Source organism: Brevibacterium sp. W7.2 (assembly GCF_018137945.1).
GTDB lineage: Bacteria > Actinomycetota > Actinomycetes > Actinomycetales > Brevibacteriaceae > Brevibacterium > Brevibacterium sanguinis.
Genome location: NZ_CP073089.1, coordinates 3,689,627 through 3,708,475, shown reverse-complemented (window position 1 = coordinate 3,708,475; position 18,849 = coordinate 3,689,627). Strand labels below are relative to the sequence as shown.

Annotated in this window: 20 protein-coding genes and 1 pseudogene; 10 read left to right on the top strand and 11 right to left on the bottom strand. The window is 69.1% G+C overall.

Features of this window, described 5'->3' with window-relative positions; translation table 11 throughout:
- The 6 genes from J9315_RS16675 to J9315_RS16650 form a co-directional block, all read right to left on the bottom strand.
- The gene (locus tag J9315_RS16675; protein ID WP_249120953.1) at window positions 1-741 is read right to left on the bottom strand and encodes a TVP38/TMEM64 family protein; all 741 of its coding nucleotides are present in this window, start codon (window positions 739-741) and stop codon (window positions 1-3) included.
- A gap of 42 nt (window positions 742-783) precedes the next feature.
- The gene (locus J9315_RS16670) at window positions 784-1,392 is read right to left on the bottom strand and encodes a DUF998 domain-containing protein (RefSeq protein WP_211978418.1); all 609 of its coding nucleotides are present in this window, start codon (window positions 1,390-1,392) and stop codon (window positions 784-786) included.
- Window positions 1,393-1,466: 74 nt separating this feature from the next.
- Window positions 1,467-1,892, bottom strand: coding sequence for a MarR family transcriptional regulator (locus J9315_RS16665; RefSeq protein ID WP_211978417.1), 426 nt, complete (start codon window positions 1,890-1,892; stop codon window positions 1,467-1,469).
- 163 nt (window positions 1,893-2,055) lie between these two features.
- On the bottom strand, window positions 2,056-2,226 hold the full coding sequence (locus J9315_RS16660) for a hypothetical protein (protein WP_198500212.1): 171 nt from the start codon (window positions 2,224-2,226) through the stop codon (window positions 2,056-2,058).
- Window positions 2,227-2,251: 25 nt separating this feature from the next.
- Complete coding sequence (locus J9315_RS16655) at window positions 2,252-3,625, bottom strand: OFA family MFS transporter (protein WP_211978416.1); 1,374 nt, start codon at window positions 3,623-3,625, stop codon at window positions 2,252-2,254.
- A 342-nt stretch (window positions 3,626-3,967) separates the two neighbouring features.
- On the bottom strand, window positions 3,968-4,717 hold the full coding sequence (locus J9315_RS16650; protein WP_211978415.1) for a SurA N-terminal domain-containing protein: 750 nt from the start codon (window positions 4,715-4,717) through the stop codon (window positions 3,968-3,970).
- 114 nt (window positions 4,718-4,831) lie between these two features.
- On the opposite strand from J9315_RS16650, the gene J9315_RS16645 reads away from it, so the two are divergent.
- On the top strand, window positions 4,832-5,200 hold the full coding sequence (locus J9315_RS16645; RefSeq protein WP_211978414.1) for a VOC family protein: 369 nt from the start codon (window positions 4,832-4,834) through the stop codon (window positions 5,198-5,200).
- A 63-nt stretch (window positions 5,201-5,263) separates the two neighbouring features.
- Here the strand turns inward: J9315_RS16645 and J9315_RS16640 are convergent, their stop codons facing one another.
- Window positions 5,264-5,830, bottom strand: coding sequence for a dihydrofolate reductase family protein (locus tag J9315_RS16640; protein WP_211978413.1), 567 nt, complete (start codon window positions 5,828-5,830; stop codon window positions 5,264-5,266).
- Between the two features lie 115 nt (window positions 5,831-5,945).
- Between J9315_RS16640 and J9315_RS16635 the strand changes: the two genes are divergently transcribed.
- The gene (locus J9315_RS16635; protein WP_211978412.1) at window positions 5,946-7,145 is read left to right on the top strand and encodes a M20 family metallopeptidase; all 1,200 of its coding nucleotides are present in this window, start codon (window positions 5,946-5,948) and stop codon (window positions 7,143-7,145) included.
- Between the two features lie 101 nt (window positions 7,146-7,246).
- Here J9315_RS16635 and J9315_RS16630 read toward each other — a convergent pair whose 3' ends face one another.
- Both J9315_RS16630 and J9315_RS16625 read right to left on the bottom strand, forming a co-directional pair.
- Window positions 7,247-8,926 (bottom strand): BCCT family transporter, encoded by a 1,680-nt coding sequence (locus J9315_RS16630; protein ID WP_249120952.1) that lies wholly within the window; start codon window positions 8,924-8,926, stop codon window positions 7,247-7,249.
- 168 nt (window positions 8,927-9,094) lie between these two features.
- Window positions 9,095-10,069 carry a flavin reductase gene (locus J9315_RS16625; protein ID WP_249120951.1) on the bottom strand — a complete coding sequence of 325 codons (975 nt, stop codon included), beginning with the start codon at window positions 10,067-10,069 and terminating at the stop codon, window positions 9,095-9,097.
- Between the two features lie 116 nt (window positions 10,070-10,185).
- Between J9315_RS16625 and J9315_RS16620 the strand changes: the two genes are divergently transcribed.
- The 8 genes and pseudogenes from J9315_RS16620 to J9315_RS16590 all read left to right on the top strand — a co-directional run bounded on the left by J9315_RS16620 (window position 10,186) and on the right by J9315_RS16590 (window position 15,808).
- Complete coding sequence (locus J9315_RS16620) at window positions 10,186-10,884, top strand: GntR family transcriptional regulator (protein WP_211978410.1); 699 nt, start codon at window positions 10,186-10,188, stop codon at window positions 10,882-10,884.
- Window positions 10,881-11,534: an amino acid synthesis family protein gene (locus J9315_RS16615; protein ID WP_211978409.1), complete on the top strand. Its 654-nt coding sequence runs from the start codon at window positions 10,881-10,883 to the stop codon at window positions 11,532-11,534. The genes J9315_RS16620 and J9315_RS16615 overlap by 4 nt, the downstream gene beginning before the upstream one ends.
- Window positions 11,531-12,082: an amino acid synthesis family protein gene (locus J9315_RS16610; protein ID WP_211978408.1), complete on the top strand. Its 552-nt coding sequence runs from the start codon at window positions 11,531-11,533 to the stop codon at window positions 12,080-12,082. The genes J9315_RS16615 and J9315_RS16610 overlap by 4 nt, the downstream gene beginning before the upstream one ends.
- 8 nt (window positions 12,083-12,090) lie before the next feature.
- Window positions 12,091-12,906: an alpha/beta hydrolase gene (locus tag J9315_RS16605; RefSeq protein WP_249120950.1), complete on the top strand. Its 816-nt coding sequence runs from the start codon at window positions 12,091-12,093 to the stop codon at window positions 12,904-12,906.
- Window positions 12,903-13,874: pseudogene (locus J9315_RS16600) on the top strand (aldehyde dehydrogenase family protein); the annotation flags it as partial. The gene J9315_RS16605 and the pseudogene J9315_RS16600, both read left to right, overlap by 4 nt.
- Window positions 13,875-13,948: 74 nt before the next feature.
- Complete coding sequence (locus J9315_RS17535) at window positions 13,949-14,383, top strand: aldehyde dehydrogenase family protein (protein ID WP_249121091.1); 435 nt, start codon at window positions 13,949-13,951, stop codon at window positions 14,381-14,383.
- Window positions 14,384-14,387: 4 nt separating this feature from the next.
- Entirely contained in the window at window positions 14,388-14,585 is a 198-nt protein-coding gene (locus tag J9315_RS16595) for a tautomerase family protein (protein WP_211978407.1), read from the top strand.
- A gap of 176 nt (window positions 14,586-14,761) precedes the next feature.
- Complete coding sequence (locus tag J9315_RS16590) at window positions 14,762-15,808, top strand: LLM class flavin-dependent oxidoreductase (protein ID WP_198500223.1); 1,047 nt, start codon at window positions 14,762-14,764, stop codon at window positions 15,806-15,808.
- A 282-nt stretch (window positions 15,809-16,090) separates the two neighbouring features.
- On the opposite strand, the gene fdhA is transcribed toward J9315_RS16590, so the two are convergent.
- Both fdhA and J9315_RS16580 read right to left on the bottom strand, forming a co-directional pair.
- Window positions 16,091-17,305 (bottom strand): formaldehyde dehydrogenase, glutathione-independent, encoded by a 1,215-nt coding sequence (fdhA, locus tag J9315_RS16585; protein ID WP_137826460.1) that lies wholly within the window; start codon window positions 17,303-17,305, stop codon window positions 16,091-16,093.
- 523 nt (window positions 17,306-17,828) lie between these two features.
- Window positions 17,829-18,761, bottom strand: a complete 933-nt coding sequence (locus J9315_RS16580; RefSeq protein WP_198500224.1) for a LysR family transcriptional regulator — start codon at window positions 18,759-18,761, stop codon at window positions 17,829-17,831.
- Window positions 18,762-18,849 lie beyond the last annotated feature (88 nt).

Sequence of the window (18,849 nt, the reverse complement as noted above, 5' to 3'; positions counted from 1 at the left end):
TCACTGCGGCGAGGCGCTGCCCGGGTCCGGTCCCTCGGGCGGTGGCGCGGGGTCGGGGTGCCGGGTGCCGCGCCAGCGCCGGAAGGACACGATCGTCAGGCCCCCGACGAGGAGCCACGCCACGCCCACGGCGATGCCGTTGGGGATCGTCGGGTCGCCGATGAACGCCCCGATCGCGACGAGGGAGAGCTGGCCGGGCAGGGATGAGATGACGGTGGCGATGACGAACGTGCGATTGTCGATCCCGAACGCCCCGCTGCCGTAGTTGACCGGCCAGTACGGGAAGCCCGGCATGAGCCGGAGTGTGGCGACGGCGTAGAGGCCACCGCCGTGGAGCTGGGATTCGACCGCCTCGGCGTGGGAGCCGAGCATCTTGGCAGCCGTCTGCCGCCCGAGCACCCGGGCGATCCAGTATCCGGCCCACCCGCCGAGGACGACGCCGATCATCGACAGCAGCGTGCCCAGCGGCAGGCCGAACGCGAGGCCGCCGGCGACGGCGACGATCGTCACCGGGATCGGGGTCGCCGCGACGACGGTGTAGAGCAGGACGAAGAAGCCGGCGCCCCAGACCCCCGCCTCGGCGATGTCCTCCCGGAGGTCACCGGGTCCGGGAAGGTGGACGTTGAGGACGAGCCACAGCCCGGCGAGGATGACGAGCGCGAGAGCGAGATTGCGCAGGATCGAGCCCCAGGGAAGGCGCGGGCGACCGCGCCTGGCGGGTCCGGGATTCGTCAGCGGCACGGGTCGAGTGTACGCCTCGGTCCCGGGCGGTCCCGCCTCGGCTCACACGGCCAGGAGTGCGAGGCCGACGGCGACGAGGGAGTAGAAGACGCTGACGGAGAGGATGAAGATCCGCTCGGAGATGCCGAAGACCTTCGGCCGCAGGACCGTGACGATGAGGACGAGGACGCTGATAGCCAGGGAGAGCGCCGCGATCCAGCCGATGACGGTGAGTGCGGTGCCGAGCCACGCGGGTCCGGCGGCGGTGAAGAAGCGCGAGAAGTTGCCCATGCACGCGTAGCTGATGGCGAACCATGCGATCGCCAGTACGTAGTGGAGGCGGCCGATGAGCGTCGGCGCCTCACCCTCGAGGGTCGTCGGGGCGAACGGGAGGACGGCGAAGATCACGGCGAGGACGATGAGGGCGACGACGATGCCCGTGGCGTCCGGCCAGTCGGGGACGCCGGTGGCCACCGCGGCGGCGAGCAGTGCCCAGAAGATCGCGGTCAGCCACGTCATCACGCTGCTCAGCCGCCTGGTCGGACCGACCGCGTAGTCGCTGACGGCATGGCCGACGATCGTGTAGTCGCTCGGCACGAGGTGCAGGGCGATGAAGACGCCGAGGCGGGCGAGGCCGAAGACGAGCGCGAGAAGGGCAAGGGTCAGTGCCATGGGTGCTCCTGAGGATCGGTGTGGGGGCGGGGTGCGGGAGGCGCAGCTGGTCAGCCGGCGGGAGGCGCGGCCGGTCAGCCGTCGGGGTGGCGGATGGTGCGGACCTCGTCATGGAGGTCGCGGATCGTGCGCGCGAGGTCCTGCGGATCGAGGCCGATCGCGCGGGCGTTGTCGTCGAGGGAGGTCCCGAGCAGGCGACCGCAATGGTCGGCCTTGGCCGCTCCCGCCTCGGTGAGGTGGAGTTCGCGTCGATTGCCCGAGCCCTTGGCTGCCTGGTTGTCGACGAAGCCGGCGCGAAGGAGGGCCTTGACGATGCCCGATCCGGCCGCCTCGGTGACGCCGAGCGCCGTCGCCAGGGTCCGTCCGGTGATGCCGGGATGCTGACCGAGGATGACGAGGGCGACGTACTGGTTGTAGGTGAGGCCCTCGGGCGCGAGGATCCGCTCGGCCGACCGGTCGAGGGTGCGGACGAGATCGTGGAGTTCGAAGGCGAGGTCCATGGCACTAAGTTAAGCACTTAAGTTAATGGCTCGCAAGGGGGTCCACTCGATGGGCTCACGGAATGCGACAGCGGCCCCGCCGCGGATGCCGGATCCGGGGCGGGGCCGCCTGTGAGGTGGGGCTGTGTGGTTCGGTGCTGTGCGGTTCGGTGCGGGCCCGGCGTCAGCCGGTGAAGATCGCGACCGCCCTGATGACGGTGAGGGTCAGCCCCCAGGCGAGGCCGCCGACGACGACGACGGTGAGGCCGGTGCCGATGACCTTGTACGCGCCGCCGGTGGGCGACTGCGGGGAGCCCTCAGCGGGAACCGATGACCACGATTCTGATGCGCTCATGAGTCTGTCTCCTTCCTTGAGTCGGTCAGTCGTTCTTCGGGGCGGTTGCCGTCGACGGGTTCGCGCCGCTCGACTCCGGTTCGAGGTACTTGTCGTTGACCGGGCGGACGAGGAGGTTCGCGACGAAGCCGATCGCCAGGGCCCCGACCATGATGAACATGCCCGGCGTGTAGAGCTCGGGTCCGGTCCTGCCGGCCTTGTCACCGGCCTCGACGACCGAGTTGACGATGAGCGGTCCGGCCACACCGGCGGCCGACCAGGCGGTGAGCAGGCGACCGTGGATCGCACCGACCTGGTAGACGCCGAAGAGGTCGCGGAGGTAGGCGGGGATCGTCGCGAAGCCGCCGCCGTAGAAGGAGATGATGAGCAGGGTGGCGACGACGAAGAGGACGATCGACCCGCCGCCGAAGAGTGCGACGACGAGGTAGAGGAGCGCACCGCCGCCGAGGTAGATCATGTAGTTGTTCTTCCGGCCCAGGTAGTCCGAGGTCGTCGACCACACGAAGCGACCGGCCATGTTGCCGATCGAGAGCAGGCCGACGAAGCCGGCGGCCGCAGCCGCGGTGATGCCGAAGTAGGCCTGGATCATCGGGGCGGCGTTCTCGAGGATGCCGATGCCGGCGGTGACGTTGAGGAAGAGGACGATCCACAGCAGCCAGAACTGCGGGGTGCGGATCGCGTTCTTCGCCGAGACGTTGCCCGTCGTCTGCAGGGGCTTCGCCTTGATCGTCGAGGGGTCGAATCCCTCGGGCTTCCAGTCCGGGTGCGGCACGCGGATGACGTAGGCGCCGGCGGCGATGACGACGGCGTAGACGACGGCGAGGGTGAGGAACGTCGGTGCGAGGCCGGCGACGAGGTTCTGCGGCTCGGAGCCGCCGCCGTAGAAGGCCATGAGCGCGTTCGACATCGGGCTGGCGATGAGCGCACCGCCGCCGAAGCCCATGATCGCCAGGCCCGTGGCGAGGCCCGGGCGGTCCGGGAACCACTTCATCAGCGTCGAGACCGGCGAGATGTAGCCGATGCCCAGTCCGATGCCGCCGACGAAGCCGTAGCCGAAGTAGACGAGCCACAGCTGGCCGGTCATGATGCCGAGGGTGGCGATGAGGAAGCCGCCGACCCAGCAGGAGCCGGCCGCGACCATCGAGGCGCGGGGCCCGGCCTTCTCGACCCAGGTGCCGAAGATCGCCGAGGAGATGCCGAGCATGAGGATCGCGATCGAGAAGATCCAGCCGATCGAGATCTCACCGGCGTCGAAGCGCGACATGAACGGGATCTTGAAGACGCTGAATGCGTAGACCTGGCCGATGCACAGGTGGATCGCCAGTGCTGCCGGCGGCATCAGCCAGCGGTTGAAGTCCATCGGCGCGATGATCGCCGAGCGGGAGAGTACGGAAGCCATGAGGACCCTTTTCGTCTGCGCCGCGTCCCCGGTCGCCGACGTCGGCGACCGGGGACGCGGATTGCTGCCAGCGGTTCCCGAGAACCGCGTTCGTCCCATACAGACTAGAGGCCTCTCACTGATTTTGCGAGATCCTGAAAGACATTCCCCAGAATCGTTGGAATCCGTGACCTACGGGCAGGTAGTTGAAACCTCCATGATGGCGGGGATCCGCGGGATGTCGGGGATCCCCGCCGAGGTTGTCCTCAGGTGGCCTTGTGCGCGCGGATTCCGCAGCGCCTCAGTCGACGGTGACAAGAGACGTTTCCGTGCGGGCGACAGGGCGGGGTGTCCCGGTCGGGCTCAGAGGTTGATCGTCACGTCGCCCTGATCCTGCAGCTCCCCGGCGTACTGCTGGGTCGCCTCGTTGGCCTTGTCGCTCCTGACCTGCTCCTCGAGCTGCGGGCGCATCTCGTCGATCGAGGGCACCTGCGCCTCCTGACCGGTCTGCGCGGCCATCTGCTCCTGCTGGTCCTTCGCCTGCTGGTAGGCCGCCCCGACCTCCTCGTCGGTGACCTCGAACTCTCCGAACTCGTCGGCGATGAGGCCCTCGATCTTCAGCTGGGTCTTCATCTCCTCATTCACCCGCGCTTCGTCCATGCCCTGGTCGTTCATCGCCGAGAGGAACTTCTCGGTGCTCATCTGCGAGGCCTGGGCGGTCTCGTCGAGGGCGGTGGCGACATCGTCGTCGGTGACCTCGATGCCGCGCCTGTCGGCTTCCTGCTTCAGCAGTTCGGTGCTCACGAGGTTGTCGGCGGTCTGCTGCTTGAGTGCGGCCTCGTCGACGGGCTGTCCGCCCTGCTGGGCGGCCATCATCATCTGCCCGTACTGGGTTTCGTAGAGGGGGACGAACTCGTCCTTCGTGATCTGCTCGCCGTTGACCTCGGCGACGACGTCGGGGATGTCGTCGGTGTTCGGCGCCCCGGCGTCGCTCTGCTCGGCGGCCGGGCTCGTCGGGGCGGCCGACGGGTCGTCACCGCTGGTCCCGCAGCCGGCGAGCGCGACGACGGAGACGGATACGGCGAGTCCCACCCACCACTTGGACTTGACCACAATCACTCCTGCGAATCGATTCAGCCCACCACGCTAACAGGCCGGGATCACTGCGGCCTGTGCGCACGCGGTCACAGCCTGGGCGCGCGGTGAGTGCGCGGCTAGACTGCAGGCATGACCGAACCCACGGAAACCCAGTTCCGCGGAGTGTTCCTCACCTGCGCGGATGTGGAGACCACGGCGGCGTTCTACCGGGACATCGCGGGACTCGCTCTCACCGCGGCCGGTGATGAGGAGTACAGCTACCAGCGCATCGACGTCGACGGGATCCAGATCGCCCTCCACGACGCCGAGGCGTTCGCCGACTACACCTCGCCGCCGCACCCGGCCTCCAACCTCACCCACCTCTACTTCCGCATCGCGGACCGCACGGCGTTCCTCGACCGCCTCGACGCGGCCGGGATCATCCCGGTCGCGGTCGACGACGTCGTCGTCACCGTTGCGGACCCGGACGGCCGGAAGGTGATGTTCGGGACGGCCTGACCGCCTCGGCGCGGGACGTGTCCGCCTGGGCACGGAACGGACGGAGCGACGAACGAGGCCGGATCACAGGCTCGTCGGGACCTCTCCGGTCGGGGCGTAGGCGGAGTAGACGACTCCGCTGCGGTGGAAGGGCCGGGAGTCGAGCAGGGAGAGCTGCGGCTGCGGGTGGCCGTCGGGGAAGAAGCCGCGTCCGCGCCCCTGCCACACGGGGTGGACGAACATCCGGTACTCGTCGACGAGGCCGGCGGTGATGAGCTCGTGGGCGAGCGTGATGCTGCCGGTGATGATGACGTCGAGGCCCGGTTCGCTGCGCAGGGCCGCCACCTCGAGGAGCGGTTCGGTGATGACCTCTGAGTTCGTCCACCCAGGTTCGGTGAGCGTCGAGGAGACGACGACCTTGCGGACCTTGTCGAGGTGGGCGGCGATGCCGGTCGTGTCGTCGGTCTGCTGCGGCCAGTAGCCGCGGAAGTCCTCGAACGTCTGCCGGCCGAGCAGGAGGATCTGCTCACGCGCGGACTGCGCCATCAGCTCGGCGACGAGCTCGTCGTCCTGGGCCTGCGGGTCGAACCAGTCGTCGAGCATCTCGACCCGTCCGTCGAGGGTGACGTTCTGCGTGATGATGATGCGCACGGTGGACTCCTTCGTCAGTGGCCCGGCGGGGCGTGTGCCCATCACGCTACGCACCCGGTGAGCGGGCGTAAAGACCCGGGCGACGGTGTCGTTCGGCCCGACTAGGATCGGGTCCATGACGACCCCCGACTTCCGCGCCGAGGCGACCGCCCTCCTTCCCGATCTCGTCACCCTGCGTCGCACGCTCCACGCCCACCCCGAGCTCGGCACGCAGCTGCCCTTCACGCAGGCCGAGGTGCTCCGGGCGCTTGCGGGGCTGGGACTCGAGATCACGACGGGGGAGTCGCTCACCTCGGTGGTCGCCGTCCTCCGCGGCCGGCGCCCGGGACCGGCGGTCCTGCTGCGCGGGGACATGGACGCCCTCCCGGTGACCGAGGAGACCGGGCTCGACTTCGCCTCGACGAACGGGTCGATGCACGCGTGCGGCCACGATATGCACACGGCCGGACTCGTCGGGGCGGCCCGGCTGCTCGCCGCCCACCGCGACGAGCTGCCCGGCTCCGTGATCTTCATGTTCCAACCGGCCGAGGAGAGCGAGGGCGGGGCGGAGCCGATGATCGCCGAGGGCGTCCTCGAGGCGGCCGGGGTGCCCGTCGTCGCCGCGTACGGCATCCACGTCGAAGCCGACGTCCGCGGCCGCTTCGCCACCCGCGGCGGTCCGCTCATGGCCGGTTTCGCCGACCTCGAGATCACCGTCCACGGCGCCGGGGGCCACAGCTCCCAGCCGCAGGCGACCCGTGACCCGGTGTCCGCGGTCGCCGAGATCGCGCTGGCGCTCAACACGATGACGACGCGTTCCTTCGACATCTTCGACCCCGTCGTCGTCTCCGTCACCCAGCTGCAGGGCTCGGCGGCGAACAACGTCATCCCCGACACCGCGTCGCTGGGAGCCTCGATCCGCTTCCTCTCCGCCGCATCGCTCGCCCTGCTCGAGGAGCGGATCACCGAGGTGGCCGAGGGCATCGCCCGAGCGCACCGGTGCACCGCCTCGGTGGACTTCGCAGTCGGGTTCCCCGTCACCGTCAACGACCCGGGTGAGACCGGCGTCGTCCTCGGACGCCTGCGGGAGCTGTTCGGGCAGGAGAGCGTCACGGTCCTCGACCACCCGCGGATGGGATCCGAGGACTTCTCCTACGTGCTCGAGCGGGTGCCCGGTGCCTTCGTCTTCCTCGGGGCGACCCCGGACGGGATCGACCCCGACGCGGAGACGAACCATTCGCCGAGGGTCCAGTTCGACGACGGACTGCTCGGCGATCAGGCCGCCGCACTCGCCCACCTCGCCTTCGCGCGGCTGCGCGACGAGGCGGGCGACTGAGCGACGAGATCGCCACTTAACGGCGAGACGGACGGTTATAACCGGCGGTCTCGGAGCGAAGTGGCGATCTCGGTGGATGGAGAGCTGGGGAGCGGGGGAACTCAGGTCTCGTCGGCGACGGCCAGCGGCGGCTCGAGATCCCGGCGCCGCACCGTGCGGTAGGCGTCGAACGTGTGGTCCTCGTGCAGGGTCTTGACGATGCAGATGCCGAGCAGCGCGACGATGACGGCGAAGGGCAGGGCCGAGAGCATCGCCGCCTGCTGGAGGGCGGCAAGACCGCCGGCGAAGAAGAGGACCATCGCCGTCGTGCCCGTGAGCGCGCCCCAGACGGTGAGCACCCAGCGGCTCGGTTCGAGCGTGCCGCGCGAGGTGAGCATGCTGAGCACGAAGGTGTTCGCGTCCGCCCCGGAGACGAAGTAGAGGACGACGAGGATGATCGCGATGACCGAGGTCAGCCCGGTCCACGGCAGCTGCCCGAGGGTCTCGAAGAACGCGGAGTTGACGTTGGCGGCCGCGGCCTGGCCGATCTCCCCGCTGCCGTCCATGTCGAGCTTGATCGCGGTGCCGCCGAAGACGGTGAACCATGCGAAGAAGACGAGGCTCGGCACTCCCATGACGCCGAGGACGAACTCGCGGACCGTGCGGCCCTTCGAGATCTTCGCGAGGAACACCCCGACGAAGGCGCCCCAGCTCAGCCACCACGCCATCATGAAGTACGTCCAGAACTGGTACCACTCGACATCCCCGGAGGCGAGCGGCGTGAGGAGGCTCGTCGTGAAGAACTCGCCGAGGTACTGGCCGGTCGAACGGAAGAAGAGGTTGCCGATGAACCCGGTCGGGCCGACGATGAGGACGAAGAGGCCGAGGAAGATCGAGAGCACCGCCGTCGTCTGGCTGAGGAACTTGATCCCCTTGTTGACCCCGGACAGCGCCGACAGCGTGAAGACGACGGTGATGCCGAGGATGATGATGATCTGGACGAAGAGCTCGTTGGGGATCCCGAAGACCCGGTTGAGGCCCTCGGAGATCTGGGAGGCGCCGAGGCCGAGCGACGTCGTCGTCCCGAAGAGCGTGGCGATGACGGCCATGATGTCGACGACCTTGCCCGGCCACCGGTCCATCGCGCTGCCGAAGAGCGGCTTGAGCATCGGGGAGATGAGCCCGGTGTTCCCGCGCTTGTGCGTCGAATAGGCGATCGCGAGCCCGAAGACCCCGAACACCGCCCACGCGTGCGGACCCCAGTCGAAGTACGAGTACTGGAGGGCGACGACCGCCGCCTGCGTGGTGCCCGCCTCGGCGAGGTCGTGCGGGGGAGTCGTGAAGTGCGAGATCGGCTCGGCGACGCCGTAGCTGATGAGCCCGATGCCCATGACCGCCGAGAGGATCATCGCCAGCCACGCCCACGTGCTGAACTCGGGACGGTCGTCCTCGGCGCCGAGGCGGACCCGACCGAAGCGGCCGAAGCCGAGGTAGACGAGGAGGCCGATGCAGCCGAGGGTGACGACGAGGTAGGACCAGCCGACGTTCGCGGCGACCGCGTTCATCGCCGTCGTCATCGTCGTCGACATGCCCTCGGGTGAGATCACGCCCCACAGGGTGAAGGCGGCGACGCCGGCGATCGAGATCCAGAACACCGACCCCGGCCGGTGGCGCAGGGCGTTGGCCTCGGCCATCGCCGGGGAGATCCCGGCATCGTATTCCATGCCGCCGCCGGGCAGCTGGGCGTGGCGGTGCGGGGGGCCTGATGAGGGGTCATCGGCGGGGCCGGGGACGTGTTCCATGGCGAACTCCACTTCCTTGTGAGTCAGTTCTTCGGGACTTCGGTGATCGGTCTGCGGGTGGTGCTGGTGGAGCTGCGGTGCTCAGGGGAGTGGGTGAGGGGGTGCCGGCGGGGACTCCGGATGCGGCATGGAGGGCTCGGCCGGTGGGGACGGCCGGTGGCATGACTCTCAGTCGAGGGACTTCAGGTCCTTGCTGTCGAAGAACTTGCCCGCCTTGTAGATCATCGGGGAGTCCTCCGAGGTCTCGGCGCTCTTGACCCGGCCGATGAAGACGGTGTGGGTGAGCGCCTGGAAGCGCTCCTTGATCTCGACCTCGATCGAGGCGGCCGAGCCGTCGATGAGCGGCGAGCCGCCGGCGGCGGGATGCCAGTCGAGGGTGGCGAACTTGTCGGGGGCCTTCGAGGCGAAGACGCCGATCGTGTCCCGCTGGTTGCGGCTCATGATGTTGATGCCCATGTGCGTCGAGCGGAACAGCGCCGGATACGTCGACGAGGTCTTCTGCACGCAGACGAGGACGAGCGGCGGGTCGAGGGAGACGGAGTTGTAGGAGTTGACGGCGAGACCGCGGGGCCTGCCCTCCTCATCGGTCGTCGTGACCACGGTGACGCCGGTGATGAACTGCCGGTTGAAGGCCTTGAGCGAATCCTTCGTCGGATTGCCCGTGAGGTCGGCGGTGACGACGTCGTCGGGGGCGACCTCGAACGCCGAGGACAGTGACTTCAGCCCGAGGTCGGCCAGCAGCTCGTGGGCGTCCCACGTCACCGTCTCCCGTGCGATCCGGTCGCCGTCGAGGGTGATGAGGTTCGAGCCGTGGGTCGTCACCTGCTGCCCGGTCGGCGGGATGTCGCCCATCGGCTCGGTGAACGTGCCGACGGAGTGCCAGTAGATCGCCCCCTCATCGTCCTCGATGAGGATGTGGTCGATCGTCGTCGTGAGATCGGGGAACGCGGCGCGGATCTCCGCGATCTCCTCCTTGATCGCTGCGGCGTCCTTCTCCTGTCCGGAGTTCGTCGAGACGCGGACGTAGTCGTCGGTGACGAGGGCGTCGAAGGCGTCGAGGTCATCGGTGTCCCAGACGGCGTGCCACGCGTCGCTGATGGTCTTCTTCACACCACTGAGGGCGGCATTCTGTGTTTCTTGCATACCAGAGACCATAGAATGGTCGACATGCATCCGTCAACAGATTCAGAAAACTCAGTGAAATCAAGGTTTCAATCATGCTGTTGACATGCTCGCATGTATGCAAGTAGATTTCTTGTATGCAACAGATCTCCAGCGACGCACAGACCGAATCGTTCCTCGACCGGGTCCGCACGCTCATCCTCAGCGACGGGTACGAACCGGGTGACATGATCCCCGAATCGACGCTCGCCGAGTCCTTCGGCGTCAGCCGCACCCCGGTCCGCGAGGCCTTCAAACAGCTCGAGCGCGAGGGTCTCGTCGAGATCCGGCCCCGGGTCGGAACCTTCCTCCGCCAGCCCAAGCGCCGGGAGATCGTCGAGCTCTTCCAGCTCAAGGAGTCCCTCGAGGGCCTCGCCGCGAACCTCTTCGCCAAGCGCGGGGCGATCCCCGAGCTCGCGATGCTCAAGGACAACTCCGACGCCTCCGACGCCGCGGCGCTGGCCGAGGACGCCGAGACCTACGCCCGGCTCGTCCACGAATTCCACTGGGCGCTCGTCCGCGGGGCCGACAACCGCAAGCTCACCGAGACGTACGAGCGCCTCATGCACCAGCTCGCCTACCACCGCATCGTCCTCAAGGCCGTGCAGCGGCCGGGCCGACTGAGCGAATCGGTCGGCGAACACCATGCCGTCATCGACGCGATCGAGAACAAGGACGCGATCGGCGCGGAGATCGCGATGCGCGAACACGTCAGCGCCTCCTCCCGTGCGGCCCTGCTCTCCCTGACCGAACAGGACCGGCAGACCGCCGGAGCCGGCACCGAGGAGGCGCAGTGAGCGCGGCAGCCCCGACCGAGAATCTGCCCGCGTCGTTCGACGACCTCGCCCGCCGCCTCGGCGTGCGCTCTCTCACCGTCCACCGCGAGGAGATCCTCTCCGAGGCCGGCACCGACCTCGATCGCCCGCTCGTCCAGGCGGCCGCTGTCGCCGTCGTCCCCAACCCGTGGATCGGGGAGGGGCCTGCGGCCGACCTCGCCGCCGCGACGCAGGAGCTCGCACCCGTGCTCGCGAAGGTGCTCACCGACCGTCTGCTGGCGGCCATCGGATCCGCCGAGGCGGTCGAGGCCTTCGGGAAGGGTGCGGTCGTCGGCACGGGCGGGGAGCTCGAACACGCCGGCGCCCTCATCCACACCCCGTACTTCGGCAACATCATGCGCGAACTCCTCGCCGGCACCTCGGTGCTCTGCTTCGCCGACGGCCGCGGACCGGCCGGGACGACGATCCGCGTGCCGCTGTGGCACAAGACCCACGCGACCTCGCGCGACCACTACCAGTCGATCGAGGTCGCCCTCCCCGACGCCCCTCACGCCGACGAGATCTGCGTGATCGCCGCGGCCTCGAACGGGCCCCGGCCCTTCGCCCGCATCGGCGACCGTCGCACCGACGGCGCCGTGACCACCGACATCCTGAAAGGACTCATCTCATGAAGGTTCGCAAGATCACCACCATCGTCGAAGACGTGCTCACCGAGGGCGGACGCGACGTCAACCCGATCACCCGCGTCGCCGCCGTCGCCGCGGTCATCGAGAACCCGTGGGCGGGACAGGGCTTCGTCGACGACCTCGGGCCCGGCATCGACGCCACGGCCAGCGACCTCGGTGCCCTGCTCGCCCCCCGCGTCATGGAGGCCCTCGGCGGGCAGCTCGAAGCGTACGGGAAGGCGGCGATCGTCGGACTCGGCGGAGAGATCGAGCACGGCTCCGCCCTCATCCACACGCTGAAGTTCGGTGACCACTTCCGCACGGCAGCCTCGGCGAGCACCCTGCTGCCCGCCGTCGAGAAGCGCGCGGACGCGGGAGCGACGTTCGACATCCCGCTCAAGCACTTCACGGATGCGACGATCCGCTCGCACCACCAGACCTTCGAATGGCGCGTCTCCGATGCCCCGCACGCCGACGAGATCCTCGTCGCGCTCGCCGGTGCCACGGGCGGACGGCCGCAGGAGCGGCTCGCCCCGCTCTCGGCGGACAAGTAGTCGGCGCGATGACGGCTGAGGATGCGGGCACCCCCGTCGTGCTCCTCCACGGGGTCGGTCTCGACCGGACCGTGTGGGCGCGCGTCGAGGACCGCCTCGACCGCCCGACGGTCGCCCTCGACCTGCCCGGGCACGGGGAGCAGCCGCCGCTGACCGCGCCGACGACCCTGGAGGACATGGCCGCCGACATCGCTGCGCGCATGCCCGCCGGTCCCGTCCACCTCGTCGGGTTCTCCCTCGGCTCGCTCATCGCGCAGCAGCTGGCGGCGACGCTGCCCGGGCGCGTGCGCACCCTGACGTGCGTGAGCTCCGTGGCCGCGCGCACCGCCGAGGAGGCCGCGGCGGTCCGGGCCCGCCTTGAGACCGCGTACGAGGACTTCGCGGGCAGCATGGAACGGGCGCTCGACCGCTGGTTCCCCGCCGGGGAGAGCCCGGAGACCGCGGACTGGCGGGCGGAGACGCGAGCGGTCCTGCTCGCCAACGACCCCGACTCCTACCGGCACGCCTATGCGGTCTTCGCCACCGGCGACCGCGCGATCGCCCCGCGGCTGCCGGCGATCACCGCCCCGACCCTGGCGATCACCGGGGAGCAGGATCCCGGGTCGACCCCGGACATGAGCCGTCGCCTCGGCGCGCTCATCACCGGCACCGAGGTGGTCATCGTTCCCGAGGCCCGCCACATGCTTCCCGTCACCCATCCCGAGACGCTCGCCCGCCGGGTGAGCGCGCTCATCGACGACAGTGCTGTTCCCACGGATCGCAGTGCTGTCCTCGACGACGGCAGTGCCGTTTCCCATGACCACAGCGAAAGGAGTCAGCGATGACGCTGCGACTCGACCACTTCATCGGCGGGGAGCACAGCGCCCCGGCCGACGGCGGCTACCTCACGAGCACGAACCCGGCGACGCTCGAGACCCTCTACGAATTCGCCCGCGGCACGGCGGCCGACGTCGACCGGGCCGTCGACGCCGCCTCGCAGGCCTTCTCCTCACGGATCTGGCGCCGGACGACACCGACCCAGCGGGGGCACCTGCTGCGGCGGTTCGGCGACCTCATCACGGAGAACGCGGACGAGCTCGCGCGGCTCGAGAGCCAGGACAACGGCAAGCTCCTGCGGGAGATGGTCGGCCAGCTCGCCGGGCTGCCCGAGTACCTCTACTACTTCGGCGGGCTCGCCGACAAGGTGCAGGGGTCGCAGATCCCGACGAACTCGCCCGAGGTCATCAACTTCACGCAGCGGGAGGCGCTCGGCGTCGTCGGGCTCATCACCCCGTGGAACTCGCCGATGACGCTGACGCTGTCGAAGCTCGCACCGGCACTGGCGGCCGGGAACACCGCGGTGATCAAACCGAGCGAGTACACCTCGCGCACGATCCTGCGCCTGGCCGAACTCGCCGATGAAGCCGGGTTCCCCGCCGGCGTCGTCAACGTCGTCACCGGCCTCGGCGCCGAGGCGGGGCAGGCGCTCGTCGACAACCCGAAGCTCGCGAAGATCTCCTTCACCGGATCGACGCGCACGGGGTCGGCCATCGCCTCGGCGACGGCGGGACGGTTCATCGGCTCGACCCTCGAACTGGGCGGGAAGAGCCCGAACATCGTCTTCGACGACGCCGACGTCTCGAACGCCGCGATGGGCGTCATCGCCGGCATCTTCGCGGCCGCCGGGCAGACGTGCATCGCCGGGTCCCGGGTGTTCGCGCAGCGCGGGATCTACGACGAGTTGCTCGAGAAGGTCACCGCCCGGGCCGCGTCCATCGTCATCGGCGACCCGATGGCCCCGGAGACCGAGCTCGGGCCGCTCGCCTTCGAAGCGCAGCTCGGCAAGGTCAAGGAGTACGTCGACCTCGCGTCTCCGAGGGCGGACGGATCGCCTACGGCGGGGACCGGCCCGACGTCGACCTCCCCGGCTACTTCTTCCAGCCCACCGTGCTCACGGACACGACGAACGACATGCGCGTCGTCCAGGAGGAGATCTTCGGACCCGTCGCCGCGGTCATGCCCTTCGACACCGAGGAGGAGGTCCTCGCACTCGCCAACGACACCCACTACGGGCTCGCCGCCGGGGTGTGGACCCAGAACCTCGCCCGCAGCATGCGGATGTCCCAGCAGCTCGAGGCCGGCACGATCTGGATCAACATGTACCGCGCGATGTCGCCGATGTCGCCGCGGCAGGGGTTCAAGAACTCCGGGGTGGGCATCGAGCACGGCATCGAGTCGATGCACGAGTACACGCGGCTCAAGAGCATCTGGATCAACACGGACGAAGGCCCGGTCGCCGATCCCTTCGTGCTGGGGAGGTGAGGACATGCCGCTCATCGACATCTCGATCGGCCGGGGCCGCACGCCCGAGCAGCTGCGCGCCCTCATCGCCGGCGTCCACGACGTCGCCGCCCACACCACAGGTGCTGCGGACGAGAACATCACGGTGATCGTGCGCGAAGTCGACAAGGAGCTCTGGTCGCGGTCGAACACGACGATCGCCGAACGCGAAGCCTCCGCCTGACCTGCTGACAGCGGTGGGACGGGCCTCCGGCGGCCGCCTCGGCGAACTCATCACCACGACCACACCACCCCGCTGAACCCTCCACCACCTCGGCGAACCGACCACAACGACAGCACCCCGCTCACCTCACGAGCAGAGATCCGCCAGGCGCCGCCTGCGGATGGAAAGGACCAACGATGCGCTTCTCGCTCTTCCTCCACATGGAACGCTGGGACGACTCGATCAGCCCCGAACAGCACTGGGCCAACCTCGTCGAACTCGTCAAGATCGCCGAGGCCGGAGGCTTCGGCACGGTGTGGATCGGCGAACACCACTCGATGGAGTACGTCTCCTCACCGAGCCCGATGCCGCAGCTCGCCGCGCTCGCCGCGCAGACCTCGACGATCCGGCTGGGGTCGGGCACGATCATCGCCCCGTTCTGGCACCCGCTGCGCGCCGCCGGCGAGGTCGCGCTCCTCGACGTCATCAGCGGTGGGCGCGCCGAGGTCGGCATCGCCCGCGGCGCCTACCAGTTCGAGTTCGATCGGATGGCCGGCGGCATGCCCGCGGCCGACGGCGGTGAGTACCTGCGCGAACTCGTGCCCGCGATGCGCGCCCTTCTCCAGGGCGACTACGCCCACGACGGCGAGCACTGGCAGTTCCCCGTCTCGACGGCGGTGCCCAAGCCGGTGCAGCAGCCGACGCCGCCGATCTGGCTCGCCGCCCGCAGCCCCGAGACCCACGACTTCGCCGTCGCCAACGGCTGCAACGTCCAGGTCACACCGCTGATGAAGGACGACCGCGAGGTCGAGGACCTCATGAACAAGTTCGAGACGGCGCTCGCCGCCCACCCCGAGGTCGAGAAGCGCCCGGAGATCATGGTGCTGCGCCACACCTACCTCCACTCGCCCGAGGACCCGGAGGGCTGGAAGGTCGGGGCTGCCGGCATCAACAAGTACTACCGGACGTTCTCCGCGTGGGCGTTCGGGAAGAAGGACCCCGTCGACGGCTTCCTCGACCCGACCCCCGAGGAGCGCTTCGCCGACCGTCCCGAGTTCGAACTCGAGTCCCTCCACCGGTCGGCGATGATCGGCACCCCCGCCGAGGTGACCGAGCGGATCAGGCACTACGCGGACCTCGGCTACGACGAGTACAGCTTCTGGTCGGACAATGCGCTCAGCCACGAGGAGAAGAAGGCGTCGCTGCAGCTCTTCATCGACGAGGTCGTGCCGAACTTCAGGTGATCGGGGCTGTCGGGGCGGGTGCGCGGTGCAGGTTGATGCGTGTCGCTGCGACGTGCCCCGGCTCCCGGGCGCTCGGGTACGTCTGTGCTCGGCGTGAGCCCGCGCGCGGAGTGAGCTCAGGTGCGGCGTGCCCCGGAGGTGGATCCCGCTCGATTTCTGCTCCGGAATCGAGCGGGATCCACCTCGGGGACGTGCTCGGTCGTGCGAAGCCCAGCAGCCCTGCCGACCCGCAGCCCTTCTGACCAAGGGCCGCAGCCCACCCGCGACTGCGGCCTCAGCCCGTCACGCGCTGATGAGGCCGTGGGGGTCGAGGACGAACTTCTTCGCGACGCCCGAGTCGAAGTCGGCGTAGCCCTGTGGGGCGTCCTCGAGCGAGATCGCCGTGGCGTTGACGTTCTTCGCGATCGAGACCTTGTCGTGGAGGATCGCCTGCATGAGGCCCCGGTTGTACTTCATCACCGGGCACTGGCCGGTGACGAAGACGTGCGACTTCGCGAACCCGAGGCCGAAGCGCATCGACAGCGAGCCCTCCTTGGCCGCCTCGTCGACGGCCCCCGGATCACCGGTGACGTAGAGCCCGGGGATGCCGAGGCTGCCGCCGGCCCGCGTGATGTCCATGAGCGAGTTGAGCACGGTCGCGGGTGCTTCGTGCCCCGCGTCCTTGCCGTGTCCGCGGGCCTCGAAGCCGACGGCGTCGATGCCGCAGTCGACCTCAGGGGTGCCGAGGATCTGCTCGATCTGGTCCTTCGGGTCGCCCTTCGAGACGTCGACCGTCTCGCAGCCGAAGCTCCGCGCCTGCGCCAGACGGTCCTCGTTGAGGTCGCCGACGATGACGACGGCGGCACCGAGGAGCAGCGCCGAGGTGGCCGCCGCGAGACCGACGGGACCGGCGCCTGCGACGTAGACGGTCGAGCCGACCTGCACTCCCGCCCCGACGGCGCCGTGGAATCCGGTGGGGAAGATGTCCGAGAGCATCGTGAGGTCGAGGATCTTCTCCATCGCCTGCTCTTTGTCCGGGAACTTCAGGACGTTCCAGTCCGCGTAGGGGACGAGGACGTATTCGGCCTGTCCGCCGACCCAGCCGCCCATGTCGACGTAGCCGTAGGCCGAACCGGGACGATCGGGGTTGACGTTGAGGCAGATGCCCGTCTTGCCCTCCTTGCAGTTGCGACAGCGGCCGCACGAGATGTTGAACGGCACCGAGACGAGGTCGCCGACCTTGACGAACTCGACGTCCCGGCCGACCTCGACGACCTCACCGGTGATCTCGTGCCCGAGGACGAGGCCTTCGGGAGCAGTCGTGCGGCCCCGGACCATGTGCTGGTCGGAGCCGCAGATGTTCGTGGCGACGGTCTTGAGGATGACGCCGTGGTCGACCTTCCGGCCGACGTTGGCGGGATTGACGCCGGGGCCGTCCTTGAGGACGAATTCCGGGTACTCGGTGTCGATGACCTCGACCTTGCCGGGACCTGCGTAGCTGATTGCCCTGTTGCTCATCCTTGAGCCTCCGTTCGGAGCTGATGGTGAGGACGTGATCGGCGGGAGAACCGATCGGCCTCCTGAAATATCAGTCTTGTATCAGACGTGCTGTCAGTCTTGCCGGGCGTCTCCGTCCGTGTCAATACCCCAGTTCGGACTGTGCGACTCCTCCCAGGACCTCGCCGAGTCGCCGCGACGCGCGGCGCGGCGCACCCTGCCCGGCAACCTGACTTGGCGGTCGCGGCGACGGTCGGCCGCCTCGGCGCGTGGGGTCGGCCGGTGCGTCATCGGCCAGGTATTCCTTTGACGCCCTCGACCGACAGATACGCCCTGCGCTAACGGCGTATTTGTCGGTTCACCGCGTCGAAGCGTCAGCGGGCGGCAGGTGACGGCGTATTTGTCGGTTCAGGGCGTCGGTGTGGGGCCGGAGGAAGGCTGCGCTCGCCTCCTCGCACGGGGTCGCACTGCGCGCAATCGTTGCGGGCTGGACCGGCCTCCGCGCAGCCAGCCGTCCCACGCAACCGCCCACACCCCCGCGCTCTCAGTCGGATTCGCCGAGGCGGGTGGCGAGGATCCGCTGGGACGTCGCGCGCAGGTGGCGGAGGGATTCGCGGATGAGCGGCGAGCCGCGGCTGCCGGTGCGCACGGCGGCGATGATCCTCCGCGAGAGCCGGGCCGTGCCGGTCAGCCGCACGCGCCTGACGTTGTCCTCACCGGAGAGGTTCGCGAGCCGGGGGACGAGGCTGACCCCGATGCCGGCGCCGACGAGCGCGGCCGAGGTCTCCCACTCGACGGACTCGTGCGCGATCGTCGGCGTCAGCCCGGCCGCGGTGAACGCGGCGATGAAGAGCGCGTGGTAGGGCGAGCCGGGCACCGCGGTGATCCAGTCCTCGCCGGCGAGGTCCGAGAGATCGACCGCGTCGAGGCCGGCGACCGGGTGGTCGGAGGGCACCATGACATCGAGCGGATCGTCGAGGAGGTCGACCTTCTCGAACCGCGCGTCGTTCTCCGCCCGAGTGTCCCCGCGCGGGGAGACGACGACGGCGAGGTCGATGCGCTCGGCGACGAGGAGGTCGAAGCAGCGGCTCGGACTCGCCTCGATGACGTGGACCCTGACCTCCGGATGGGTGGTGCGCAGGTTGGCCGCGAGCGGGGCGAGGAGATTCGCCGAGGCGGTCGAGAACCCGCCGATTCCGAAATGGGAAGGCGCCTGGTCACCGGCGGTGAACGAGGAGGCGCGGATCTCCTCCCACACGGAGATCAGCCGGTCGGACCGGCGGACGAGATAGCGGCCCGTGGCCGTCAGGCGCAGGCCGCGCCCGTCCTTGGTGAGAAGCGTCATTCCCAGCGCATTCTGGAGGTCGCGCAGCTGCGCGGACACCGCCGAGGGGGAGTATCCGGTGAGCTCTGCGGTGGCCGCGATCGTGCCCGCTTCGGCGAACGTCCGCAGCGTGATGAGACGCGGATCAAGCATGCTGACATTATGCACCGATTCCGCACGTTGATCTCCAGAATCTCGCGCTTTTCCCGCAGTGTTCGCCCGGTCTATCGTGACATCAGCG